This window comes from uncultured Aquimonas sp. (genome assembly GCF_937888285.1).
Classification (GTDB): domain Bacteria; phylum Pseudomonadota; class Gammaproteobacteria; order Xanthomonadales; family Xanthomonadaceae; genus Aquimonas.
In genome coordinates this window covers 1-25,854 of sequence record NZ_CALART010000032.1, presented here as the reverse complement: position 1 = coordinate 25,854, position 25,854 = coordinate 1, and the positions used below count along the sequence as shown (strand labels likewise).

The window sequence follows — 25,854 nt, the reverse complement described above, 5'->3', positions numbered from 1 at the left end:
GCAGGCGAATGGTCGCAGGCCTGCCGCCTGCTCACAGTCCTCGGGCCGCGATGTTCAGCCGTCGGCGCGCGGCACCAGCCTCAGTTCGGGGGACACCTGCTCCAGTTGATCGACCGCGCGCAGGCGGAGTTCGCCCCCGCGCACCTGCCGCAATTCGATGGGCTCACCCGACCACGTCGTCCACGCGCCGCCGTCCGCGCGCAGCTCGATGCGCGCCACGCCGCTGCCCTCGTCCTGCGCCACCGGCAGCCAGCGCGCCTCGGCGCCGTGGCGCAGGACGCCGTCCTCGCCGAGGACCGCGCCGGCCAAGGGCTGCAGCGCGAGCATCGGCGGCAGCAGATCGGGCCGGGCATCGTCGACCTGCACCCGCGCCGCCGCGCTGGCATAGCCCTCCAGGCCGTTGCCGCTCAGGGCGCGCACCCGCCAGTAATGCAGACCCTGCGGCAGCGGACGCACCTGCAGATGCAGCTCGGACCCAGCGACCTCGGCGCTCTGCAGCAGGCGGCTGCAATCCGGATCCGCACAGACCTGTACCCGGTAGGCGGCGGCGCCGGCGACCTCCGCCCAGCGCAGCCGCCCGTTGCTGTAGCCCCAGCGCTGCTCCATCGCCGTGGGCAGCGGTGCGGGCAGCAGGCGCTCGGGCGGTAACGGTGGCCCCTGTTCGGGCACGCGCGTCCCCATGCCCTGCTCCACCGCCACTTCGGCCCCCGCCGCACTGACCTGCGAACGCCCGCTGTAGACCATGACGCGCGCGCCGCCGTCTTCGGTGGCGCCGGTGCGCACGGCAGTCGGCTGCCCGCCTCCCGCCGCGGGCCGCGTGGTCGAGGGTCCGGCGATCAACTCGATCTCGGTGCGCGAGCGCGCCAGCGGGGCGAACACCAGGTCGACGCTGCCACGCTCCACCTGGATGCTGCCGCGATCGACGCCACGCAGGCTGGTGTCCTTCGCCGCCAGGAACACCTGCGAGAACTCGTCGAGGCGCAGGCTGGACTCGGCGTTGAAGCGCAGTTCGGCGGTGGAACTTTCCAGCGTGCGCAGGCCGTGGCCGGCGTCCAGCGTGTCGCCGCTGGACGCTGGCTGCCAGCGCGGACGCTGCAGCATCTTCTCGGTGCGGTTCACCGCCTGCACCACTTCGGCCCGCTCGGCGATGACCCGCCGCTGGGTGATGATCCGCAGGCGTTGGCCGATCCGCAGCAGGTCGGGGTCGCGCACCTGCGGGTTGAGGCGCCAGTTGTCTTCCCACCAGGTCTCGTCGCCGAGCAGGCGGCGGGTGATGCCGGCGATGGTGTCGCCCGCGACCACGGTGTAGTCCTCGACCGTGTCCTCGAACTGCGGCCGGGCGGCGGCGGCCTGCGTGGAGACAGCCAGCAGCAGCGCCAGAGCCGCGACGCAGACCCACAGCCGCGCGCTCACCGGACCACCTCCACAGGGAAGCGCCGCGCCGAACGATTGCCCAGGCGATCGATGGCGCGGAATTCAAGCGCATAGCGACCGGGCGAGAGACCGACCAGGTCCATCGGCAACGGCCGGCACTCGCGATACCACACCGAGGCCTCGACGCAGGCCTGGGCGACGCCGGCGAGCGCATCCACGGCCTGCAGGCCAAGCGTCTGGGCGCGGGTAATGCGCACGGCTGCGACATCGACGCGCTGACCATCGACGAACAGCTGCAGCTCTGGCCCTTCCCGATCAGCGCGCAGCGGCAGCCGGCCCTCGCTGCGGTTGCCGACCGCGTCTTCGAGAACGTAGTCGAGCGCACCGCCTTCGACGCGCAGCTCGATGCCCTCCGAGACGGCGCGCGGATCCAGCACACGATCACCGACCACCACCCGCGCCACGCCCGCGAGCGGATCGGATACGCGCAGCCGCAGACGCGCGCGACCGCCATCGAACACGTCCTCCGGCGCATCCGCCTTCGTATCCACACGCTGCCACTCAAGCTGCGGTCCGCTGCGATCCAGCCACAGCGCACCGAGCTCGCGCATGGCGCGATTGCCGAGGGCGTCCTGCAGCTCGGCGCTGATCCGCACCGGCCCCTCCGCGCGCGACTGCGCCCATGTCGCAGGCGCGCTCTGCGCTTGGCCATCGAGCAGCAGCGTCGCCTGCACCACGCCGCTGGGATCACTGGGTTCAAGGCGAAGTCGGGTATCGGCCGCCACGATGCGCCGGCCCTCGCGTTCGATCTGCGGCCCCTCGACCTGCAGCTGCGCCTGCGGGCCGTCCGTGTCCAGCACCAGATCGATGGTCATCGATGATTGCGCGCCTTTGTGCTCGCGCTCGTCCTCGCCAGGCGTGCCCACGCGGAACCGGTACCAGGCCCGCACGCGGCCATCCGCGTCATGGCCGACCAGCCAGTAGTCGCCCGCCTGATCCGGCGCCAAGGGCAGCGCGCCCAGCGCGCCGGGCGGCCCGCCGTTCAAACCGAAGCGCGAGGTCGAACGGACATCGGACGGCACCAGCGCATCGAGGCGGCCGCCGCCTTCGATCTGCACCACGTCTTCGGGCAAAGAAGCGGCGAGAAGCAGCCCCAGCACAGCGACGGACAGTGTCATGGCTGCTTTCCCGGCTGCGGCGACTGCGCCTGCGGCACAGGCAGCGGCGGGCGCTGGCGCGCGGGTTGGGTGGTGGCATCGAGTGCCGTCTGGTCGCCGCGCGCCAGCGGCGCCGTGCTGCCGTCCTCATCCACGCGCGGCCGATGGCGGGCGGCCCGGGTGGTGTCTTGGTCAGCGTTGCTGGCGCCGGCAGCTCCGCGCCGCACAGGTTCAGGCGCGCCCGCGCTTGCCGCCGCGGCTGCGTCGCCAGCCTGCGATGGCGGGCGGGCGGGCTCGGCCGCAGGCGCTGGACGCGTGGCGTCCGCCCAGGGCTGCGGATGCGTCTCTTCGGCCCAGGGCTGCTTGCGCGTCGGCTCCGCCCACGGCTGTGGCCGGGTCTCCTCGGCCCAGGCCTGCTTGCGCGTCGGCTCACGGCCCGAGCCATCCAAGGGGATGGCCTGCAGGGCAGGCACCGGCTGGGTGGTGGCGAGATCGCGCAGCCGCGTACGCGCCTCGCTTGGCGCGCGCGGGCCCTGTCGCGAGATCGCATCCACGCGCTCGGCGAGGCGCTCGGCGGCGCCTTCGGCGTCCATCTGCGCGAACATTTCCAGCGCCGCTGCCGCGCTCTCTGGCCGCAGCTCGGGATCGGCATGGCAGAGCGCCTGCACCGCCATCCACAGGGCCAGGGTCTCGCGCCGGGCGGCAGGCGGCGGCGCCCGACGCAGACGTGCGGCCCGCAGCAGATCGCCGGTGCGCGCGCCGGGCAGGCTCTGGCGCACGCCGGTCATGCACTCGACCAGGACAACGCCCAGCGAGAACAGGTCGGAGCGCTCGCTCGGCGCCGCGCCACTGACGTACTCCGGCGCGATGAAGCCCGGCGTACCGGCCGCGCCATCGCGACTGAGCAGTTCGGGCAGCTCGGAGCGCCAGGCCGAGACACCGAAGTCGGCCAACTTCACCGCGCCCTCGGGCGACACCAGCAGGTTGCTGGGCTTGATGTCGAGATGCAGCAGCCCGCCACGATGGGCGACATGCAGGGCCGCCAGCACCGCCCTCGCGATCAGCACGACCTCAGCGGGCTCCAGCGCGCCGTCGTGATCGATCAGCGCGCGCAGGTTGCAGCCCTCGACATACTCCATCACCACGAACACGAATTCGCCGGCGGCCACCAGGTCGTGCACGCCGACGATGCTCTGGTGCTGCAGCTTCGCCACCTTGACGGCCTCGGCCGACAGCGCCTCGGCGAGCGCGCTCTGCTGACGCGCATCCAGCGCATCCAGATGCAGGGTCTTGATCGCCACATGGCGCTGCAGCCGCGGGTCCCAGGCCAGGAACACCGAGCCCATTGACCCTTGCCCGAGGGTGCTGAGCAGGCGGTAGCGGCCGACGAAGACCTCGCCCAGGGCCTGACGGTTGCGTTGATTGCGCTGGATCTGCTCGAAGGCGCGGCGCAGGCTGGCGAGATCGCTGTCTTCGCCGGGCTCGCTGGCGAGCGCGCTGCGCTGCCAATCGAGCAGGGCCCGCAGCGGACGCACCACCCGCCGCCAGGCGAACAGGCTCAGCACCGCGATCAACGCCAGCACCGCCGCGCTCGCCGCCCAGGCGCCGCGGCGCATGCGGGCAGCAGCGGTCTCCGCCTCCGCTGCCGGCTGCAGCGAAGCGATCGCCCAGTCGGTGCCTGCAATCCGCGCGAAGGCGGCGACCTCGATGCCCGAGGCGCCCTGCGCGCGTACCGCCAGCGCATCGAGGCGCTGCTGCGGCAGCGCCTGCAGCAGCGGCTCCGGCAGCGGCACCTCGACGCCCAGCGCCGGATGTGGTGCACTGCCCTGCAGCAGCACCAGCGTCGCCGAGGGGCCGAGCTCACGCGGCAGCAGCAGGTCCGCCAGCGACGAGGCATCGGCCCAGGCCGCCAGACGCAGACCGGGCCGCCCCGTCTCCCGGCTCATGCCCCAGCGCAGGTCCTCGCCGTCGCGCTGCAGGCGGACCTCGGGACCCAGCGCCGCCAGCGCGGCGGCATCGAGCGTCTGCGCCGCCGGCGTGCGCGCCAGCTGCACCAGGGTGTCGCGACCGTCGTCGGCGTGGAACAGGGCGACGGCCTGCAGCTGCGTTTCCCCCAGCAGCAGACCGGCCAGCACTTCGCCGGACTCGACCGAACCCGGCGACTGGTACAGCAAGGCGTTCTGCGCGGCGCCATCAAGGGCCGCACGCAGGCTCGACAGCGCCGAGTGCACGCGATCGGCCGAGGCGCGTGCGGCAATCAGATGGGTGCGCTGCGCCTGCTCGACCATCGATTCGCGCGAAAGCCGCACCTGGTAGGCGACGAGACCAAGCGGCAGCGCGGCGACGACCAGCAGGGCCGCCACCAGCGACACGATCAGCGAACCGCGCCGCCCCCGCCTTGGCGCATGCACTGCAGCTGCAGATGCCATCCGCACCCTCCGGGCCCTGGCCCATGCGCGCCCCGCCCCCGGGTGCGTGGCGTGAGTCTAGCGCCGAAGTGTTGGCGGCCGGCAGCTGCTGCTGCGCCTGACCCAGCATCTGCACCCAGGCTCCGGCGGACTGGCGGAGTTGCTCAGGGCGACCCTTCTTGGCTGCTAGCCCTCGAAGCCGTTGCCGAAGATGCGATAGGGATTGTCTAGGCGCAGGATCCAGTCGCGGAACAGCGCCTGCTGTGCGGCCGGCATCGGGTCACCCGGACGCATGCCCGCGCCGCTCTGCGGATCGAGGCAGTTGATCTTCTCGAACAGGAAGCTTCGCAGGGGCTCGCCGCGCTGCACGCGCTGAACGCCGGGTGCGCGATCACTCAAGGCATCGACCAAGGCGTTGAGACTGTTCGCAGCCGTCAGATCCAGTCCACCGCTATTGGTCGCGCCGGGGGCATGACAGCCGATGCAGGCGGCGTCGAAGATCGGCTGGATCTGGCTCGCGTAGTTCACCTGCGATGCGTTCGGAAGGGCACTCAGGCTCAGACACTCGCGCCCACCGCTCCATTGACCGACAGTGAGGTCCAGGCCCAGCAGCGCGCCCGCGGCGATGCTGCGGTCGACCCGCGGGTTGGCATGGGTGCCGGTGCCGGTATCGCCCGCGGCATCCAGCCGCAGGCTGCCGCTGCCATCGCTGCGCAGCGGCATGTGGTACCAGCCCAGCGCATCACTCATCACGCGATGCGCCACGCCGGTCGCGGTCTGCCCCGACGCCGGCAGGTAGTCACGCCCGTTCGGCAGCGCATAGGGCGTGCCGGATAGACGCAGACCGACATCGACCGCCAGCGGCGCGCCGCGCGTATCGAACACGCGTCCGGCGACCGTCGTGTCGGACAGCCATGCGTCCATCGTGATGGCATGCGGGCCCGCGCCCGCCGGCAGCAGAAATCCGCGTCGAATCGGCTGCACCCCATCACCCGCCGGCTCGCCCGCACTGATCACCAGCGCGTTGCCGCTCAGTTCGACCTGCAGCTGCGCTGACACCACACCCCCCGCAGCCACCGTCACCACGTTGTTGCCGCCCGAATGCGGGGCCGGCGTGATGCCGTCGTCCTGGTACAGACGCAGCTCGCTGGCCACAGGCAGCGGCGGCGCGGCCAGCGTACGGGCGTCACGCAGCAGGCCGCTGATCTGCAGATTGACGCGGCGATTCACCACCACTGCACGCTCCGCGCTGGCCTGCTGGCCGGCGGAGTTGCTCACTTCAAGTCGCGCTGTGTAGCGCCCGGGCGTGCTGTAGACGTAGGACGGCGAGGTCGCAGTCGAACTGCCTCCGTCACCGAAGGACCAGCGGCGCTGCAGGACGCTGCTGCCCGGTGCGCTCGATTGATCGGTGAACTGCACGCTCAGCGGCGCCAGCCCAGTCGGCGGATTCGGTGCAGTCGCAAAGGCCGCGGTCGGTGGCGTGGTGGCGTTGAAGCGCAGGCGACGCAGCGGGTCGTTGCCGCCCGTCGAAGCGCCCTGTCCGCTGGAGGCGTAGTACAGATGCCCGTCGGGGCCGAAGCGCAGGGTCACCGCGGAGCCGCTGAAAAAGGGGCCATCGTTGTCGAGCGTCTGCAGGCCGTCGCGGTTGACGCCCGTCAGCAGGCCGCGGCGAATCGCGGATCCCCAGCGCGCGAAGTACAGAACGTCGCTGCCGAAGGGGCCATCACTGGCGATATCGATACCCACGAGCGAGGGGCTCACGGTCAGCATCACCCTGTGGTTCGGATCCTTGGGCGCGATGAAGGGGCCGCCGTCGTTGACGTCGCCGGGCCCGTTGCAGGCCCCTGCGTCGCCACAGGGGCCCCAGCCGCCGTTCGAGCCCCGGCGCACGTGCGAGATGCGGTCGATGCCATCGCCGTTTTCGGAGACATACAGCACGTCGGCGTCGGGCCGCCCTCGATGGAAGGTGAAGCGGAACGGGTTGCGGAAGCCCACCGCCCAGACCCGCGAGGCGATGCTGTCCGGATCGCCGTTGTAGAAGGGATTGCTGGGCAGGCCGCGACCGTTGCCGGCATCCACCTTGAGCAGCTTGCCTTCGTAGCGATCAGGACACTGAGTCACCGGCACCTGGGTCAGGCCGCCGCGGCTGGGACAGGTCATGCGCTCCGAACGCACGCCGTCGTCGCCGAGAGCGATGTAGACCGCGGTGGGATCGGCCGGTGAGAAGTGGATGTCGCCGCCCTTGTGGATATTGCTGGCGCGCGGCAGCCCCGCCAGCAGCACCGTTGCCGAGCCGGGTTCGACGGCAGAAAACGCCACATTTGCGCGCAGCCGCACGAGGCGCTGATCGCTGGCCGTGGTGTAGAACACATAGAGGTAGCGCGTGCTGGCGTAGTCGGGATCGATCGCGATGCCGAGCAACCCGGCCTCCTGCGCGGTCGACACTTCGCTGACGAAATCCGCGAACACGACGGGGCTCGCGAAGCCACCGCTGCCGTTGGCCGCCGCGCGGATGATTCGCCCCTGCTTTTCGATCAGGTAGCTCGCGCCCAGATGATCGAAAGCGATGCCGGTCTTGCCATTGGCCGGGCTGTGCAGGATTTCGCTGACGAAGGCCGCGGGTGGCTGCTGGGCCTGAGCGCCAGCACTGCTCAGGGCAAGCAGCAGCGCAGCCGCGGTGCGGAGTAAAGGCATTGCCATCTCCCGGGGTGAGAAGGCGCAATTCTGGTGGTGAGCCCCCGCATCGAACCGGGACCCAAGTTGACCTTTGGATACAACAATCAACGCGACCACAAGACCCCACGCACACCGGCACTTGGGGTCACCCTCGGTCCTAGACGTCGCGTGCGGGGTCGTGCTCGGGGGCGCCTGCACCCTTGGGGTCGAGCGGACTGAAAGGCAGCCGATGTGTGCTGCGCTCGATCTGTCGGCGCACCCGCGGCGGTTCGCTGCCGCGATGCAGGGCCTGCAGGCGCTCCGGCACCTCGGCATCGTCCTGGGTGATGCGGCCCTTGTGGCGCAGGTAATCCAGCCAGGTCGCGGTCTTGTAGCGCTCGACCCACAGCCGGGGATCATGCAGGTCGCGCAGCAGGGTCCACTGATGCGCGCCGTCGCGGCGGCGGATGCGTCGACGCTCGGCCATCGCCTGCAGGAAGGGCACGATGTCCGCCTCGTCGATGATCCATTCGATGCTGACGATCACCGGCCCCGTGCGCGCATCGACCGGCACCGCGGTCGCGGGCTCGCGATGCGGCCGCAAAGGATCGAGATTGCGCGGCTCCGAGGCTTCCAGCGGCAGCAGTGCGCCCAGGGCGGCAGCCAGCAGCAGGACGACGGCCGCTGCACGCAGCGCGAGTTCGAGGCCGTGGACCGTCGCCACTTCGCCCCAGCTCCAGCTACCGATGGCCAGGCCGCAGAACGCCGCCATCTGGTACAGCGCCAGCGCGCGCGCCACCACCCAGCGCGGCGCCGACAGCTGCACGGTGACATTGAAAGTCGACAGCGCCAGCACCCAGCCCGCGCCCGCCAGCATCAGCGCCAGTGCGCTCAGGGCGAAGGCGCCGCCGGCTGCGGCGAGCAGCAGGGCCAGCGCCAGGCCCAGGCTGGCGCAAGCGACGATGGTCTCGTTCGAAAGCCGTCTCCGCAGACCCGCGCTGCCCAGCGCGGCCAGTACGGCGCCAAGGCCAAAAGCGCCCAGCAGCAGCCCGTAGGTGAAGGCACCGCCCCCGACCAGCCCGGCGGCGATCAGCGGCAGCAGGCCCAGCACCGCGCCGGCGCCAAGACCGAACAGTACGCTGCGCACCAGCACCGTGCGGATGGTCGGCGAGAGCAGCACGTAGCGCAGGCCCGCCGCCATCGCACTGCCCAAGCGCTCGCGCGGCAGCAGGCGCGGCTCGGGCACGGCGCGCCAGCGCCAGAGCACCGCGATCAAGGCCACGTAGCTCAGGGCATTGACGACGAAGGCCGCCGCCGCCCCGACCGAAGCCACGATCGCGCCGCCGATCGCCGGCCCCGTGCTGCGCGCGAGGTTGAAGCCCATGCTGTTCAGGGCCACCGCTGCCGGCACCTGCGCGCGCGGCACCATGTCCTGCACGGAGGCCTGCCAGGCCGGCGCGTTGAAGGCGTTGCCGCAGCCGATCAGGAAGGTGAAAGCGAGCAGCAGCCAGGGCGACAGCAGGCCCAGCCAGGCGCACAGCGCGAGCCCGGTCGACACCACCAGCATGAAGCCCTGCGCCGCCAGCAGGATCCGGCGCCGATCGAGCCCGTCGGCCATCGCCCCGCCCATCAGCGAGAACAGGACCACCGGCAGCGCTACCGAGGTCTGCACCAGCGCCACCATGTCGGCGCGACGGGTCATTTCCAGCATCAGCCAGGCCGCCCCGACCGACTGGATCAGCCCGCCGAAGTTCGAAACCAGGCTGGCCAGCCACACCGCGCGGAACAGCGGGAGTCGGAACGGGCCAAGCGCGCCGGAGGAAGCATCCATGCGCGGCATTGTAGAAGCCGCGACCTGCTGCCGCCTGAGCGGCGCTCGCCGCACGGGCTGCGATCAGGCCCAAAGGCCCTCGACATCAGCCAGGCACGGGTTCGCCGCTACCCCTAGTCACCCCACGCATCGCCCAGCTCAATCAGGGCTCGAAGCCGTTCGCGAACAGCACTGGCACCGTCTCGAGGAATTCGACCGCCCCGAGGTCGGGCAGCGCACCACGCGCCCGCCCGAGCAGGTCATCGGCGGGCATCTGGGTCGGATCCGCCTGATCGATGCCCGCGCCACCGGCTGCAGTCTGCCCGTAGGTACGCGCGTAGTGCTGGAACACCTCGGCGATCCGGGTGAAGCCGCCGTTGAACTGCGACTGCGCGGGCAGCCAGTGCGGGGTGACCACGCCGCTCACCGGCGGCAGCCGCGGATCACCCAGCCGCGGCTCGGCGTCGTTGGCGCTGTTCACGGCATCACCCGGGTCCTGCGGAATCGCGCTGCCGCCGTTCCAGTAGCCGTTCCGCCGCAAAACGATGCCGCTGACGTCCGCCGGCAGCACATCGCTGAAGTCGTTCATCGTGCCCGTCGGGTCGGACCAGAGGTTGTTGAAGAAGCGGATGTTCTGCACCACCGGATTGCTGCCCTCGCGGTTCAAACGCATCGCAAAGGCATTGCCCGGCAGGTCACCGACCACCGTGTTGGCGCGGAAGGTGATGTCGCGCGCGCCCTTGACGCCAAAGGCCGCGCGCATCGGATTGGTGGCGTTGCCGATGAACAGGTTGTTCTCGGCGACGCAGTCGTAGGCCTCGTGATAGGGATGACCATCCTCGCCGAACAGCAGGAAGGGCGAGCCCGCCGAGCCCTGCCAGTTGAGAAAGAGATTGCTGCGCACACGCACGTTGCGCGCACCAAGGTACTCGTCGTCGCCGCCGTTGCTGTCCTTCACCACGATGTAGGCCGAGGTGTCGTTGGCGTTGGTGCGGCCCGAGGCCGCGAAGTTGTTGAAGAAGACATTGCCTTCGACCAGCACGTCGTCGACCGAGTTGATGTCGATGTGCTCGTCCGAGCCCTGCTGGTTGTAGAACAGGTTGCCGATGACGCGGATCTCGCTGGCGCCGTTGTTGATCTTCAGGATGTCGTTGTTCCAGCTGTCGCGCAGGATGTTGTCGCGCAGGGTGATCCGGCGGGTGTCGCGGGTGCCGCCGTCCTGGATGTGCACCACCAGCGCCGCGGCACCCGAGCCGGTGTGGGCGATGTCGAAGCCCTCGATGCTGATGCCGGCGATGTCGGCCGCATCGTTGTACACCGTCAGCACCGCCTCGGCCGCCCGCAGCCGCGCCTGGTAGGGCAGACGTGAGCGCACCGTCACGCCCTGGGCGAAGTTGCCGCGGATGCGGATGCGCCCGGTGTAGGTGCCGGGCTCGACCAGGATCAGGCTGCCATCAGGCACCCGATCCAGGGCGTAGGTGATCGTGCGCCAGGGTTGGGCCTGACTGCCGTTGCCGGGCTGGTCGCTGCCGGTGGTCGCGACGTGGAAGCTGGTCTGCGCGGCCAGCGGCGCGGCCAACGCCAGCAGGAACAGCAGCAGGGCGAAGCGGCGCGGGAGCCCGCGGATCGCGGCGGCACACGGCCTGGAGTCTGGGATCGGTGCTTCGGACATGGGCGCGTGCTCGGGGCTGTCGCGAGCCCCTGCCCGGGGCTCGACGAGGGGCGGCCCGGATACAGACCGGGCGGCCGGGGACGGCAGGCACCGAACAGCAGCCAGCCGCCAGCGGGAGTCCTCGACATGCGGACGCCGCATCGCCTGCAATGGCGATCACAGTCATCCCTCCTGCCGAAGTCACGCGCAGTCCCCTGAGCCTGCGCGGGCCGGAGTATGCGGCAGCCGCCCGCTTTGAAAGCGCCGGCCAGTCAGCAGTTCGGGCAGCGCAAACCCGGAGGAGCTCGCTCAGCGCTGCCCGCTCTCGATATGGTCGCGCACGAACCGATCCAGCAGGCGCACGCCGTAGCCGGAAGCGCCGAGCGGCACGGTCGGCAGGGCCGGGTCGTCGCGCCAGGCCATGCTGGCGATGTCGAGATGCGCCCAGGGCAGCTCAGGCGCCACCCAGGCAGCGATGAAGAAGGCGCCGACACCGGCACCGGCGCGAGCGCTGCTGCCGCCGTTGCGCAGGTCGGCGATCGGCGATTCGAGATCCTTGGCGTAGCTCGGATGCAGGGGCAGGCGCCAGACCTCCTCGCCGCTGGCCGCGCCCGCGGCCTGCAGCTGGGCGGCGAGTTCGTCATGGCGACTGAACAGGCCGGCGTACTCGTCGCCCAGCGCCGTCACCTGCGAACCGGTGAGCGTGGCGATATCGATCAGCAGGCGAGGTTTCAGCTCGCGCTGCGCCCAGGCGATGGCATCGACCAGCACCATCCGGCCTTCGGCATCGGTGCTCATGATCTCGAAGGTCTGGCCGCTCATCGTGCGAATCACATCGCCCGGCCGCGTCGCCGTGCCCGAGGGCATGTTCTCGGCGAGCGCCGCGATCGCCACCGCATTGACCGCGGCACCGCGCTTGGCCAGCGCCAGCACCGCACCGCTGACGCTGGCGGCACCGGTCATGTCGTACTTCATCCGCCACATGTCCTGGGCGGGCTTGATCGAGATGCCGCCGGTGTCGAAGGTGATGCCCTTGCCGACGAAGACCAGCGGAGCCTCACCACGGCGACCCCCGTCGTAGCGGATCACCAGCAGCCGCGGCGGCCGCGCGCTGCCCTGCCCCACCGCCAGCATCGCGCCCATGCCGAGCTCGGCCATGGCCTGCTCGTCCAGCGCTTCGATGCGCACCTTGTCAGTACCTTCAAAAGCGGCACGCGCACGCTCAACGAAACTCTCCGGATAGATCACATTGGCCGGCTCGCTGACCAGCTGGCGCGCGAAGCGCACGCCCTCGGCCAGCGGCTGCCACTGCGCAGCCCAGGCGCTGCGCGAGGCCTCGGCATCGGCCGTGCGCAGCACGACGCTGCCCTGCCCCAGCACGGGCTGGCCGGGCTTGGGGTTGCGGTACTGGCGGAAGGTGAACTGGCCGAGTTCAAGGCCCAGCGCCAGATGCGCGCCTGCCGCCGGCAGCGAGGCCTCCGACCACAGCACATCGATGCGCGGGGCCGCACTCAGCACGCCGGCCTGGCCGACCAGGCCGCCGATGTCCTCAAGCAGCCGCGGGCTGGGCGCATCGGTGCCCGTACCGAGCACGATGACCTGGGTGTAGGGCCCGACACCGTGCAGGTTGAGCAGGGTGCCGCGGTCGCCCAGGAAACCCGCGTTGGCGACGGCGCGCGCCAGCGCACCACCGGCGATCGCGTCGACGTCGGCGAAGGCGGCCGAAGGCGCCGCATCGCGCGGCAGGGTCACCGCCACCGCGCCCTCGCGCGGCACGGCATAGGGCTCGAAGTCGAGGCTGCGCTGGGCCTGGGCCGCGAAGGCGGCGAGGCTGGCAAGGCAGGCGAACAAGACGCGGGCGACAGCAGGTCGATGGGCGAACATCAGGGCATCCGTGATCGGTAGGGGTCAGGCGCATGAGCGCCGCGCAACGCTGCGCAAGCGAGGACGCCGTGACATGTCCCAGAAGGCCCGCATTTCACGCAGGCATGACACCTTCGGCCGCGCTCGGCGGCCCCCTGCGCCTCTTCGCTTGCACTGAACCCTCGGGCCGGCATGCTCGCGATCTTTGTCGCCCAAGCGCCTGGATCTTGCCCATGACTCCTTCGCTCCCGAGAGCCGCCGCCCGCCTCGATCACGACGCTGCCGCAGCGCCGCATGGCCGCCGCGCAACCTGCTTGCGACGCTGGATGGGCAGCGTGCTGGCGGTGCTCTGGGCGGCGACAGCGAGTGCACAGTCCCCCGCCCTGGTCGAGCTGGCGACGGTCGAGCGGAGCCCACTGAGGGAAACTCTGAGCCTGCCCGGCAGCCTGCGCGCGGTGAACGATGCCCAGCTGTCGCCGCGCATTGAAGGTCTGATTGCGAAACTGGAAGTCGACGCCGGCGCCCAGGTCAAGGCCGGCGCGCCGCTGCTGCGCCTGGACGATCGCCTCGCCCGGCTGGAGGTCGAGGCGCTCGAAGCGGAGTCCGCAGCGGCCGTGGCCTCGCGCGATGAGGCGCAGCGTCGCGTCGACGAAGCCGCGCCGCTGGTCGCGCAGCGCAGCCTTCCGCAGACCGAGCTGGCGGCGCGGCGCGCGGCGCTGGCCGAAGCCGAGGCGGCCGTGAATGCGATACGCGCGCGCCTGGCCGCGCAGCGCGAGCACCTCGATCGGCATGTGCTGCGCGCGCCCTTCGCCGGCGTGGTGGCGGCGCGTCTGGTTGACATCGGCGAATGGGTGACGCCGAGCAGCCCGGTGCTGCAGCTGGTCGATCTCGACGCACTGCGGCTGGAAGTCCAGGTGCCGCAGGAGCGCTTCGCCGAGATCGATGGCAACACCCGTGTCGAGATCGAACCCGACACCGCGCCCGGCACCCGCATCGCCGCACGCATCGAAGCCCGAGTTCCAGTCTCCGGCGGCAGCGGCGCGCGCACCTTCCTGCTGCAGATCGTGCCGAGCGACGCCGACGCCGCCCTGCTGCCCGGCACCTCGGCGCGCGCGCATCTCAGCCTCGATCGCAGCGCCGCCATCGGCATTCCGCGCGACGCCCTGCTGCGCCACCCCGACGGCGGCTACAGCGTCTATGTGGCGGTCGAGGCCGAGGGCGCGCTGCGCGCACAGCGCCGACCGCTGAAGCTGGGTCGCGAATCCGGCCTGCGCGTCGAGGTGCTCGAAGGCCTGCGCGAGGGCGAGCAGGTGGTGGTGCGCGGCAACGAGAGCCTGCAGGAAGGCCAAGCGATCCAAGTGCGCGCGGCCGGGGGCTGAAGGTCATGCTCGAAGCCCTGGTCAAGCGCGGCACCCTGGTCACCGTGGCGGTGCTGATCCTCTGCGTGCTGGGCGTTGCCGCCGCCCTGCGCATCCCGGTGCAGATGATTCCCGACCTCGAGGTGCGCACGGTCAGCGTGGTGACGCGCTGGCCCGGCGCCACGCCGCAGGACGTCGAGAAGGAGATCCTGATCGAGCAGGAGCGATTCCTGCGCAGCGTGCCCAACCTGCGGCGCATGGTCTCGTATGCGCGCACCGGCGAGGCCAGCATCGAGCTGGAGTTTCCGTTCGGCGTCGACATCAACGAGGCCCTGATCCGCACCAGCAATGCGCTGTCGCAGGTCTCCAGCTATCCGGAAAACGTCGACCCGCCGCAGCTGTTGACCAGCAGCTTCAGCAACAACGCCTTCATGTACTACGCGCTGGCGCCGCTGCCGGGCAACCCGCTCGATCTCGACATCAACATGCTGCGCGACTTCGTCGAGGACGAGGTGCGGCCGCGCATGGAGCGCGTGCCCGGCGTCTCCCAGGTCAATGTCGGCGGCGGCGCCGAGCGCCAGGTGCAGATCCGCGTCGTTCCCGCGCGGCTGGCCCAGCGCGGGCTGAGCCTCGATGACGTGCGCCAGGCCGTGCGCGGGCGCAATCGCGACAGCTCGGGTGGCGACATCGACAGCGGCAAGCGCCGCTACCTGATCCGCACGGTCGGCCGGGTCGCCGATGCGGAAGGCCTGCAGGACCTGATCCTGCGCCGCGAGGGCGATGCCATCGTCCGCCTGCGCGACGTCGCCGAGGTCGAACTCAGCCACTTCGAGGTGCGCGGTCTCGCCTTCGCCGACGGCCAGCCGCGGCTCAACCTGTCGGTGCAGCGCGAGCCCGGCTCCAACGTCATCGCCATCAAGGAGGCGATGCTTCCCGAAGTCGAACGGATCAACCGCGACCTGCTGGCGCCGAATGGCCTGAGCCTGCGCCTGTTCAGCGACGACGTGCGCTACGTGCAGGACTCGATCCGCAACGTCTGGAGCAACCTCGCGCTGGGCGCGCTGCTGGCCTCGGCGGTGATGCTCTACTTCCTGCGCAGCTGGCGCACCACCCTGGTGGCGATGATCGGCCTGCCGATCTGCACCCTGGCCGCCTTCCTCGGCCTGATGGCGGCCGGCCGCACCATCAATGTCATCTCGCTGGCCGGCGTGGCCTTCGCGATCGGCATGACCGTGGACAACAGCATCGTCGTGCTGGAGGCCATCGAGAGCGCACGGCGGCGCGGGCTGGCGCGGCTGCAGGCGGCGGTGGAAGGCGCACGCGAGGTCTGGCCGGCGGTGCTGGCCTCGACCCTGACCACGGCCCTGGTGTTCGCGCCGGTGCTGTTCGTCGAGCAGGAAGCCGGACAGCTCTATTCCGACATCGGCATCGCGATCTCGACCGCGATCCTCGCCTCGATGCTGGTGGCGATCGGCATCATCCCCGCCGCCAGCGCGCGCTTCTCGCGGGCGGCGCGCATCGAGGGCACGCTGCCGGGCGATGCGCCGATCCTGTCCGCGCCCAGCGCCTGGCTGATCGCCAAGCCGCGGCGCGCCCTGGCCTGCGTGCTGGCGACGCTGGCGATCACGCTCGGCGTGGTGTTCGGGCTGGCGCCGCCGGCCGAGTACCTGCCCGAGGGCGAGGAGCCCAAGGCGTTCACCCGCATGATCGCGCCGCCGGGGCAGAACCTCGCCGAGATGGAGCGCATCGCCGCCGAGATCCGCACCGCCATCGACCCGGCGGTGAATGGTGATGCCGCCGCCTTCGAGCGCGGCGAGCTGCCGATCCCGCCGATCAAGTACTACTCGATGAGCGTCAGCGCCGGCAGCCTGATGGTGCTCAGCGAGCCGGTCGACGGCGATCAGCTGCAGGCGATGATGGATCGCCTGAGCGAACTCTTCCGCAGCTACCCGGGCATGCGCGCGTTCTCGGCGCGCGGCTCGATCATCTCCAGCAACGACGGCGGCACCCGCGCGGTGGCGATCGAGCTGTCGGGCACCGACATGGCCGGGCTGTACAGCACCGGCGAAGCCCTGCTGCGGCGCGCCGGCGAGCTCTTCGAGAACCCGCAGCTCAGCAGCGAGCCCTCGGCGCTGTCGCTGGACCAGCCGCTGGTCGAGGTGCGTCCGCGCTGGGCGCGGCTGGCCGAGGTCGGCTTCGATGCCGACAGCTTCGGCTTCGCGGTGGCGGCGCTGTCCGACGGTGCCTTCGTCGACCAGATGCTGATCGAGGATCGCCCGGTCGACGTCTTCGTGTTCAGCGGCGCCGGCAACCAGCAGACCCTGCAGGCCCTGCCGCAGCAGCCGGTGCTGACGCCCGGCGGCGAGGTGCTGCCGCTGTCGGCGCTGGCCGATCTGGTCGAGACCGTCGACAGCGACTCACTGCGCCGCGTCGACGGCCGCCGCACCGTCACCCTGTTCGTGATCCCACCGCGTTCGGTGGCGCTGGAAACCGCGGTCGCGCGCGTGCAGGAAGAGCTGCTGCCGGCCGCACGCAGCGCCGGCGAGATCGCGCCCGGCGTCAGCGTCGACCTGACCGGCGCGGCCGATCAGCTCGATGCCACCCGCGACGCCCTGCTCGGCAATTTCGCGGTCGCGATCCTGCTGTCCTACCTGCTGCTGGTGGCGATCTTCACCCACTGGGGCTATCCGCTGCTGATCCTGGTCACCGTGCCCACCGGCGTGGCCGGCGGCATTCTCGGCCTGCTGGCGCTGAACCTCGCCGGCAGCGCCTCGGCGGCGCTGGGCCTGGGCGGCTTCAGCCAGCCCTTCGACATGATCACCATGCTCGGCTTCCTGATCCTGCTTGGCACGGTGGTGAACAATCCGATCCTGGTGGTGGACCGCACGCGCGCCAACCTCGGGCGCGGCCTGGCCCTGGACGAGGCCATCCTCGACGCGGTGCGCGCACGCTTGCGGCCGATCCTGATGTCGACGCTGACCACCCTGTTCGGCCTCGCCCCGCTGGTGCTGGTGCCGGGCGCCGGCACCGAGCTCTACCGCGGCGTCGGCGTGGTGGTGCTGGCTGGCCTGCTGTGCTCGACCGTGGTGACCCTGAGCTTCCTGCCCTGCCTGCTGCGGCTGGTGCTGGCGAGGCCAGCCAAGCTGCAGGCACAGAGTGCAGGCGAGCGCAGCGACTGAGATCGCAGCCGCAGCCTGGAGGGCGCTGTTCTCCGCACCGGTGACTGCAAAGCCTGGGAGCCGGCAGCGCGGCCGCCGCCGCGCTCGTCGCCAGCGAGGGAGCTGATAGATTGACCGGCATCGCCCAGCGTCGGTGCCCGCCCATGACGCCCGTCCGCCTACCGGATCCCTGGAGCCTGTTCGACGCGGCGCTGTGGCCGCTTCAGCAGACCCAGGTGCACTGCGCGGCCCTGCTGGCGCCGCAGCTGTCGGCCGAGGCGCTGACGCAGCTGCGCGATGCGCGGCTGCGCCGTCTGCTCGATCACGCGCGCCAGCACAGCCGCCTGCACGCACGGCGCCTGCCGTCCCTGCCCGCCTTCTCTCCGATTGATCTGCAGTCGCTGCCGGTACTGAGCCGGGCCGAGCTGATGGCGGACTTCGAGGCCGGCCTCTGCGGTTCTGACCTGGATGCCGGCAGGGTCGAGACCTGGCTGCGACAGCCCGATCGGGTCGGCGAACTGATCGACGGTCGCTGGCAGGTCTGGGAGAGCTCGGGCACCCACGGCCAGCCCGGCTGGTTCGTCCAGGATCGGGCGGCGCTGTGCGTCTATGACGCGCTGGAAAGCCTGCGCGGTGCCGGCGCCGGCGCCTGGAACACTCTGGCGGCAGGAGGGCGCATGGCCCTGCTGGTCGCCACCGGCGGCCACTTCGCCAGCATCGCCGCCTTCGAACGCCTGCGCAGAGCACAGCCCTGGCTGGCGCCGCAGCTGCGCGCCTTCTCGATCCTGCGGCCACTTGCCGCGCTTGTTCAGGCCTTGAATGACTGGCGGCCACAGGTGCTGGCCACCTACCCGACCGCAGCCGAGCTGCTGGCGGAGCAGGCGCGCGCCGGTCGTCTGCAGGTGACGCTGCGCGCGCTGTGGTGCGGCGGCGAGACCCTGCGACCGGCTGTGCGCGAAAGGATCGAGCAGGCCTTTGGCTGCCGCGTACGCAACAGCTATGGCGCCTCGGAGTTCTTCTGCCTCGCCAGCGAGTGCGCCGCCGGCGGCCTGCATCTGAACGCTGACTGGGTGATCCTGGAGCCGGTGGATGCCGAGCATCGCCCGGTGCCGGTCGGCGACTGGCCACACACCACCCTGCTGACCAACCTGGCCAACCACGTGCAGCCCCTCATCCGCTACGCGCTCGGCGATCGCGTTCGCATCACCGGCGAGCCCTGCAGCTGCGGCAACCGCCTGCCGCTGATCGAAGTGCAGGGCCGCGAGGACGACACCCTGCAGCTGCTCGACCGGAAGGGCGCGACTCAAGGCCTGCTGCCGCTGGCGCTCAGCACCGTGATCGAGGACGAGGCCGGACTGTTCGACTACCAGCTGGTACAGACCGGGCCGCAGCACCTGCGCCTGCAGCTGCACACCTCCGATGGTCAGGCGCTGCGGCGTGCGCGCAGCGCGCTGAGGCAGTGGCTGAGCGCGCGCGGGCTGGGCCAGGTACGGGTCGAGGGTCGACTCGGCTGCGCCCCCCTGCTCGGCCGCAGCGGCAAGCTGCAGCGAGTGCTGCGCCTGGAGCCCTGTCGGGTGGATGGCCCTGCCAAGGAACCATAGCGACCGCAGGGCGGATTGACGCAGCGCATCCGCCAGCGCGGCGGTGGAGACGCGGAGGCGCTGGCAACCTGATCGCCTGAACTCGGACCTGTGGCGGGTTCCGGTACATGCGCTGCGCTTATGTACCCTACGCGAACAGGGGTCTGAGGCTTCGGTTGGGGCGCCGCGTCACTCGTACTCGTAGGGCGGACAAGCTCCGCGCATCCGCCATCGGCTGGCGGAAACGCGGGACTTCACGCGACCTCCTCGCTCGAACTCGGGCCTGTCGCGGGTTCCGGTACATGCGCTGCGCTTATGTCCCCTACGCGCACACCGGTCTGAGGCTTCGGTTGGGGCACCGCGTCACTCGTATTCGTAGGGCGGACAAGCTCCGCGCAGCCGCCATCGACTGGCGGAAACGCGGGACTTCCCACGTCCTCCTCGCTCGAACTCGGGCCTGTCGCGGGTTCCGGTACATGCGCTGCGCTTATGTCCCCTACGCGCACACCGGTCTGAGGCTTCGGTTGGGGCACCGCGTCACTCGTATTCGTAGGGCGGACAAGCTCCGCGCAGCCGCCATCGACTGGCGGAAACGCGGGACTTCCCACGTCCTCCTCGCTCGAACTCGGGCCTGTCGCGGGTTCCGGTACATGCGCTGCGCTTATGTCCCCTACGCGCACACCGGTCTGAGGCTTCGGTTGGGGCACCGCGTCACTCGTACTCGTAGGGCGGATAAGCGCAGCGCATCCGCCATAAGCTCGCCTCAGGTTCGCGTAGTTGCCGGGCCAACCCGCATCCGCGACCAGCTCGCCCCACGTTCGCGCACTCGCCGGGCCAGGCAGCACCGGTGGATTCAGTCGCGTTCGTCGCGATGGTTGATCGGACGCCGCAGATCGGCCTCGCGCTCGACTGGGCTGCCACTGCGGATCTTCTCGATGCGGCCGAGAGTGGCCGGTGCCTGTGGCGCCGTACGATCGGCGATGCCCCCTACCCGGGTCACGCTGTCCTTCGACGGTGCTTCGGTGGCTTCGGCGCCGGTCGCGAGGACGGGCGAATCCTCGTCGCCAAACAGGATTCCGCTGGCGTTCGGCCTGGGCATCCGCAGCTGCGCGATGGGTTGCTTCAGGTGGTCGCGCAGCAGGCGCGACCAGGCGCGGTCCATCTGGGCGTACTCGTCCTCGCACAGCGCGGCGCGGTCTTCCGGCAGCAGCCAGGACTGGGTGAGTTCCGCACCCGCTTCGGGATCACTGCCGTACGCCCAGCACAGCAGGTTGTAGTAGCGCTGCTCGTTCAGCGCGTGCACGCCGGCGAACTCCGAAGCATCCGCCTCGCGGTCCTCGGAGTAGTAGGTCGCCGCGTAGCCGAGTACGGCGTCGGCGTCGCCCGACTGGATCAGCATCCACGCGGACAGCTGATCGACCACGTCTTCCTCGCGGCCAGTGATCGGCAGCTCCAGCACGTCCACCAGGGCGTGCCCAAGCTCGTGCAGCAGGGTGCCCAGCCAGGCACCGCTCAGAGCATCCTCCTCGACCGAGGCCTCCTCGAACTGGCCATCGAGGACCGTGGCCATGTCCTCCATCAGCTCCAGGCACATCTGGATCTCGCGGCTGCCGGGATCGTAGTAGGCGTTGGACTCGCCGCATTCGATCAAGCGCACGGTCACGCGCTGCGGCAGCCGAAGCTGCGCGTTCAGGGCGCGCACCACGGCTTCGAGATGACCGCTGCGGCGCAGGCGTTCGGCCTCCGCGCCCATGACGGCGGACTCGTACTGGGGCGCGCCGATGTGCAGGCCTTCGGCCTGTGCCGGCCACGGCGAGAGCCCAGCACTCAGAAGCGCTGCGCCGAGGCACCTCAAAGAGCTCCGCATGGGTGCATGTCCTGTGTTCTGCCAAGTGTCGATCGCGGACGCGCGCCGGCGCTTCGATGCGCTCGTGCGTCCCTGGTGCGGCGTCCCCGACACGCTGGACTTCCGCTGACCACCGCGCCCGTTCCTGCCGGCGCAGCAAGATCGGCGCCGCTGTCCGAACGCGTGCAGCCGATCGTCTTGCGACCGGGCCGATGGCCGACAGGCACAGGGCCGGTACAGGCCCTGCGCCTCAGGTGCGCGGTCGCCATGCCCGGGCTTGGGCCTCAGTTGAACTGGATCACCAGCTCGTCATCGCAGAAATCGAAGGCGACCAGCTCCGAGTCGCTGTCGTCCTCGAAGCGCGCCATGAAGTACCAGTTGCAGCCGCTTTCGTCAGTGCTGGCATCCCAGACCAGATCGGCGGTCTCGCCCGCATCGATGCCGCTGCCGATATCGAAGGCACCCCAGTCGTCGCCGTCTTCGGAAACCACGATGGCGACGATCTTCTGGTCCGTGTTGTTTTCGATCTGAAAGGCGTACTCGGCGAAAGCAGCCGGCGACGCCATCATCAGCGCCAGAGTGCACAACAGTCCACGCATGGGTGTTCTCCTGAAGCCCAGCGCCGTGCGGGACACACCGTCCCAACGTACGCGACTGCCGACAAGCAAGAACTCGGCCACGCGCGAGCTGCGGCAGCGCCAGGCGTCCGCGGTTCGCCCAACGGAATCCCCGCGCGAAGCACGGCCCCGCGAACGCCTGAGCGAACGCCGTCCCGGTACGGCGCCCGGCGTCCTATCATCAGCGTCGCGAGCAATACGGAGCCACCATGAAAGCCCATCGTCTGATCGCCATACCGCTGGCGCTCGCCTGCACCCTGGCACTGGCCGCTGATCTGCCGGGCGGCGGCATCCAGCCCGATCGACTGGCCGAACACATCCGCGTGCTGGCATCGGATGACTTCGAAGGCCGCGCCATCGCCACGCCCGGCGAAGACAAGACCGTCGCCTATCTGCAGGATGCCTTCGCAAAAGCCGGTCTTGAGCCGGCCGGCGACGACGGCAGCTGGACGCAGCGTGTCAGCCTGGTGCGCAGCGAGGTTCAGGGTGCAGTCGCGGCGACCCTGCGCGTCAAGGAACAGACGCGCGCCCTGGTCAACAGCGAGGACATCGCGGTTGAAAGCCTGCACCCGGCCGCTCGCGTCGAACTGAAGGACGTGCCGCTGGTGTTCGCGGGCTATGGCGTGCATGCGCCGGAGCTCGACTGGGACGACTTCGGCGAGCTCGACGTACGCGGCAAGCTGCTGGTCGTGCTGGTCAACGATCCGGATTTCGAGGCCGGCGAAGGCCGCTTCGGCGGCCGCGCCATGACCTACTACGGTCGCTGGACCTACAAGTACGAGGAAGCCGCGCGGCGTGGTGCGGCCGGCGTGCTGATCGTCCACGAGGACGCGCCGGCGGCCTACCCCTGGGCAACGGTGCGCAATGGTCGCAACGGCCCGCAGTACGACATCGTGCGCGCCGACGCCGAGCGCCATCACCTGCGCATGCGCGGCTGGATGCAGCGCGCGCTGGCGGTGCAGCTGTTCGCCGATGCCGGCCTTGATTTCGAGGCCGCCAAGCGCGCCGCCCAGCAGCCGGAGTTCAAGGCCCACGCCATCGAAGGCGCTTCACTCAGCATCGCCTTCGACGTGCAGCACGCGCAGATCGTCAGCCGCAATGTCGCGGGCCTGCTGCGCGGCGGCGACCAGGCCGGGGAGACCGTGATCGTCTCCGGCCACTGGGACCACTTCGGTATCACCCCCAACGCCGATGCCAGCGGCGACACCATCATCAATGGCGCGGTCGACAATGCCACCGCACTGGCCTCGATGATCGAACTCGCGCGCGTGTTCAGCACCGGCGAACGCCCGGCGCGCAGCCTGCTCTTCCTCGCCCTGACGGCCGAGGAAAACGGCCTGCTGGGCGCACAGTACTACGCCGCCCACCCGCTGCGACCGCTGGCCACCACCGCCGCGGTGATCAACATGGAGATGTGGAGCCCGGACGGCCCGACCCGCGACATCTCCTCCTGGGGGCTCGGCAAGGTGTCGCTGGAGCGCAGCCTGGACGCGGCGGCCGCCATCGACGGCCGCCTGCGCTCGCCCGATCCGAACCTGGAGGCCGGCATGTTCTACCGCGCCGACCACTTCGCCTTCGCCCGCGCCGGCGTGCCCGCGCTCACGCTGGGGCCCGGCACCGACCTGCTCGAGGGCGGCATCGACGCCGGCAAGGCCGCGCGCGCCAAGTACTTCGCCGAGCGCTACCACCAGCCCGCCGACGAATACAACGACAGCTGGGACATGCGCGGCCCCACGCTCGACACGACGACCGTGTACCGCCTGATCGAAGACATCGCCAACAGCAGCGACTGGCCGAGCTGGAACCCCGACAGCGAGTTCGCCGCCGAGCGCGCGAAAACCGACGGCGCGCGTCACAAGGCGTCGGGCAGCGGCGACACGCGCGCCGACTGAGCGCGTCGTCGTTGCGCCGGGGCCACTCGCGATAAGCGCCAAGCCTGGCCCAAGTCGCAGGAGAGCCGGCCCCGCGTTCGAGCTCACGGGATCCCGCACACATAGGGTGGGCCCTGGCCCACCACGAGCTGAATTCCGCCCGTCGCTTACCCTGCCCGCCGCTCGACCAGCCTGAATCCCGCGCCAAGGATGGGATGCCGAGAGCGCCGCTCAGACGCCGCTGCGATTCCAAGCGGGCTTGAGGGTCGCGAGCAGGCTGTCTTCCAGACCCGCCGCCAGGTTCAAGTGAAAGCCGCCGTAATGCAGCAGACCGTTGTCCGGCAGGGCGAGCACTTCGACGCGCCGCCCGAGCGACAACGCATCGCGAACGAGGGCATTGCCCTTGATGTTGGTCGATTGCGTCGGCCCCGGTTTCTGGTAGCTGTACAGGCGTCGCTTGAGCGGAAGCACGGTCTTGCCGACGTAGACCACCTCGCCCTCCAGCAGAAAGGCATACAGGATGTGCGTGCTGGCAGCGCACTCAGTCAGCACGCAGCGCAGCGTGTCTTCCTCCAGCAGCCATTCACCCACGACGCGGAAGCCGATGTGTTCGAGCCTGAAGCGGGCCGACTCGCTGCCATTCATGCGCAGGCAGTCCCGCGATAAACAGCCCGGCCCGCGCGTCTGCTGCGCAATTCTCTTTCATCCCTCTGGATCACATACATGGGCTACGCTCGGGGTTCGCCGTGGCATGCACCGTCTGGCTCATACCCAGAAGCGTTCTGGACGTACGGGGGAAGGTCACGGCGCCCTCCTTGGATGTAGCGCGTTTCCAGAGCCAGTCTGCGGCGAGCTGCGAGAGTGCGATGTTGGGACGCGCCTTTGGCCTGTCCCGACCTACCCGGGCACTGCAGCGTGGCGAGGTCTTCATGGGTTGGCGCCAACAAGCGCAGCGCGGCCCAGCTTCGCGCGTCAGGGCGATAGAGACTGCCTGAGCCAGCGGCGCGAACACCTGCTCGCCGGTTTCCATTCAGAAGCCTCGCGCTTGCATAGCAGCACTTCCCACATCAAGCGCGCGCAGCACACGCGCAAAACCCTCCGCCCCAAGATTGCCCGCGCTCAGCGACGCCGAGCGCGGGTTCTTCGGCCGCAGCACACCCGCATAGCTCGCAAGCTCGGGCACCGCGCCGCACCAGTAGCGATAGCCGCGCATGCACAGCAGCAGCGCACTGCGTCGCATCGCCCGCTGCAGCAGCTCGAAGCCGAAGCGCTGCGAGGGCAGGCGCAGATGGGCGTGGGCGAAGGAGCGCGAGTGGTAGGGGAAGAACTCGATGCTCAGCAGACGTGCAGCCAGCTGTTCGACGCTGCAATCGGACGCCTTGAGCACGGGCCCAACCTGGCGCAGCCACCAGCGATGGCCGGGGCCGCGGCTCGGGTCGAGCAGGTGGAAGTGCGGCGCGCCCCCCTCGCTCTGGAGATGCGCCCGCAGCGCGAGGGTGAACTCACCGCGCAAATGATGGCGGGCATCGTCATCGCCCAAACCCGGGTTCAAGAGCAGCACCACCACGGGTGCCTCGTGTGGACCGAAGAAGGGCTCGGGCTGCAGATCGAGGTCCAGCGCCGCGCTCGCGCTCTCCTCGTCGCGTTCCACCACGCGCGACTGCAGCAGCGGCAGCCAAGGTGCATCGCAGGTCGGCACGAAGGGTGCCGCGACTGGCAGCGCTCGCCAGGGGTTGTCAGCGCTTGCGCTCACGCAGCGCCGTCCACCTGTGCAGCGCTGGCCTTGGCGCGCCCGCGCTTCGGCTTCTCCGTGGATAGAAGGCTTGTCAGGGCCTGGTAGCGTTTGAACAGAAAAGTGACGCAGTCGGCGTCACTGCCGAGCTTCTTGGCCTCGGCGTCTTCCGGCGACCGCTGCGCCCAGTCGCGCGAGAAGCGCAGGGCGCGGTCCTTGATCTCGTTCCAGCTCAGCGGCATCGATCAACCCCGGATACGCGAAAGACGCGAGGATGCCACAGCGTTGCAGCGCTAGACTGCGCGCGCCGCGCGACGGGCATGTCTTCCGTCGGGCTCATACCTCGAAACCGCTGCGGGCGTAGGGAGCGGGACGTCGCGTGGCGCTTCGAGGCAGCGGATCTGCGCTCGGCCTGGCCTCGATGCGGAAGGCCCCGTTGAAGGACGCCGCTCCCATCACACCGCGGGAGACGAACCTGGCAGCCAGCGCGCTGGCGACTCGGGCTGTGGGCGAAGCAAGGCCTGCGATGCGAGCATGGAACGGTGTTGCTCTCAAGATACAGCCCCCTCAACCGCCCCTGTAAATGTCGCCCGCCTCCGCCAAGACCAGCTGCTTGTAGACACTCTCTTTCAGGTCAAGCCTACTCGCCGGCGTATAGGCGAGCGCGCGACCCGCAAGCTGGGTGCAGGCCGCAGGCTGCGTGCAGAGCTTTGGCTGCTGTTGAGCCCCTCTCCCCCCGTGGGAGAGGGGTTGGGGAGAGGGGGCACACTCGCG

General features: G+C 70.2%; 16 protein-coding genes. 4 read left to right on the top strand and 12 right to left on the bottom strand.

Annotated features, from left to right (window positions below):
* Positions 1–54 precede the first annotated feature (54 nt).
* The 7 genes from Q0654_RS08820 to Q0654_RS08790 all read right to left on the bottom strand — a co-directional run bounded on the left by Q0654_RS08820 (position 55) and on the right by Q0654_RS08790 (position 12,939).
* Entirely contained in the window at positions 55–1,413 is a 1,359-nt protein-coding gene (locus Q0654_RS08820) for a LysM domain-containing protein (RefSeq protein WP_298852853.1), read from the bottom strand.
* Positions 1,410–2,552, bottom strand: coding sequence for a hypothetical protein (locus tag Q0654_RS08815; protein WP_298852850.1), 1,143 nt, complete (start codon positions 2,550–2,552; stop codon positions 1,410–1,412). Before Q0654_RS08815 ends, Q0654_RS08820 begins: the two co-directional genes overlap by 4 nt.
* Positions 2,549–4,960, bottom strand: a complete 2,412-nt coding sequence (locus tag Q0654_RS08810; protein ID WP_298852849.1) for a serine/threonine-protein kinase — start codon at positions 4,958–4,960, stop codon at positions 2,549–2,551. Before Q0654_RS08810 ends, Q0654_RS08815 begins: the two co-directional genes overlap by 4 nt.
* A 165-nt stretch (positions 4,961–5,125) precedes the next feature.
* The gene (locus Q0654_RS08805) at positions 5,126–7,633 is read right to left on the bottom strand and encodes a PQQ-dependent sugar dehydrogenase (protein WP_298852847.1); all 2,508 of its coding nucleotides are present in this window, start codon (positions 7,631–7,633) and stop codon (positions 5,126–5,128) included.
* 139 nt (positions 7,634–7,772) lie between these two features.
* A complete protein-coding gene (locus Q0654_RS08800) occupies positions 7,773–9,425 on the bottom strand; it encodes an MFS transporter (RefSeq protein WP_298852845.1) in 1,653 nt (550 codons plus the stop codon).
* Between the two features lie 142 nt (positions 9,426–9,567).
* A complete protein-coding gene (locus tag Q0654_RS08795) occupies positions 9,568–11,076 on the bottom strand; it encodes a hypothetical protein (RefSeq protein ID WP_298852843.1) in 1,509 nt (502 codons plus the stop codon).
* 288 nt (positions 11,077–11,364) lie between these two features.
* The gene (locus tag Q0654_RS08790; protein ID WP_298852841.1) at positions 11,365–12,939 is read right to left on the bottom strand and encodes a leucyl aminopeptidase; all 1,575 of its coding nucleotides are present in this window, start codon (positions 12,937–12,939) and stop codon (positions 11,365–11,367) included.
* Between the two features lie 212 nt (positions 12,940–13,151).
* Here Q0654_RS08790 and Q0654_RS08785 point away from each other — a divergent pair, with 212 nt between their 5' ends.
* The 3 genes from Q0654_RS08785 (at position 13,152) to Q0654_RS08775 (ending at position 19,035) form a co-directional block, all read left to right on the top strand.
* A complete protein-coding gene (locus Q0654_RS08785) occupies positions 13,152–14,297 on the top strand; it encodes an efflux RND transporter periplasmic adaptor subunit (RefSeq protein ID WP_298852839.1) in 1,146 nt (381 codons plus the stop codon).
* Between the two features lie 5 nt (positions 14,298–14,302).
* The gene (locus Q0654_RS08780; RefSeq protein ID WP_298852836.1) at positions 14,303–17,455 is read left to right on the top strand and encodes an efflux RND transporter permease subunit; all 3,153 of its coding nucleotides are present in this window, start codon (positions 14,303–14,305) and stop codon (positions 17,453–17,455) included.
* Between the two features lie 143 nt (positions 17,456–17,598).
* Complete coding sequence (locus tag Q0654_RS08775; protein WP_298852834.1) at positions 17,599–19,035, top strand: AMP-binding protein; 1,437 nt, start codon at positions 17,599–17,601, stop codon at positions 19,033–19,035.
* An 832-nt stretch (positions 19,036–19,867) separates the two neighbouring features.
* On the opposite strand, the gene Q0654_RS08770 is transcribed toward Q0654_RS08775, so the two are convergent.
* Entirely contained in the window at positions 19,868–20,881 is a 1,014-nt protein-coding gene (locus Q0654_RS08770) for a DUF4344 domain-containing metallopeptidase (protein WP_298852832.1), read from the bottom strand.
* A gap of 263 nt (positions 20,882–21,144) precedes the next feature.
* Positions 21,145–21,459, bottom strand: a complete 315-nt coding sequence (locus Q0654_RS08765; RefSeq protein WP_298852830.1) for a hypothetical protein — start codon at positions 21,457–21,459, stop codon at positions 21,145–21,147.
* Positions 21,460–21,686: 227 nt separating this feature from the next.
* Between Q0654_RS08765 and Q0654_RS08760 the strand changes: the two genes are divergently transcribed.
* Complete coding sequence (locus Q0654_RS08760) at positions 21,687–23,369, top strand: M28 family metallopeptidase (protein WP_298852828.1); 1,683 nt, start codon at positions 21,687–21,689, stop codon at positions 23,367–23,369.
* A gap of 210 nt (positions 23,370–23,579) precedes the next feature.
* Here the strand turns inward: Q0654_RS08760 and Q0654_RS08755 are convergent, their stop codons facing one another.
* From Q0654_RS08755 to Q0654_RS08745, 3 genes are all read right to left on the bottom strand, one after another.
* Positions 23,580–23,993 (bottom strand): GIY-YIG nuclease family protein, encoded by a 414-nt coding sequence (locus tag Q0654_RS08755; protein WP_298852826.1) that lies wholly within the window; start codon positions 23,991–23,993, stop codon positions 23,580–23,582.
* A gap of 385 nt (positions 23,994–24,378) precedes the next feature.
* Positions 24,379–25,101 (bottom strand): hypothetical protein, encoded by a 723-nt coding sequence (locus Q0654_RS08750; RefSeq protein ID WP_298852824.1) that lies wholly within the window; start codon positions 25,099–25,101, stop codon positions 24,379–24,381.
* Entirely contained in the window at positions 25,098–25,322 is a 225-nt protein-coding gene (locus Q0654_RS08745) for a hypothetical protein (RefSeq protein WP_298852821.1), read from the bottom strand. The genes Q0654_RS08750 and Q0654_RS08745 overlap by 4 nt, the downstream gene beginning before the upstream one ends.
* Positions 25,323–25,854: the final 532 nt, after the last annotated feature.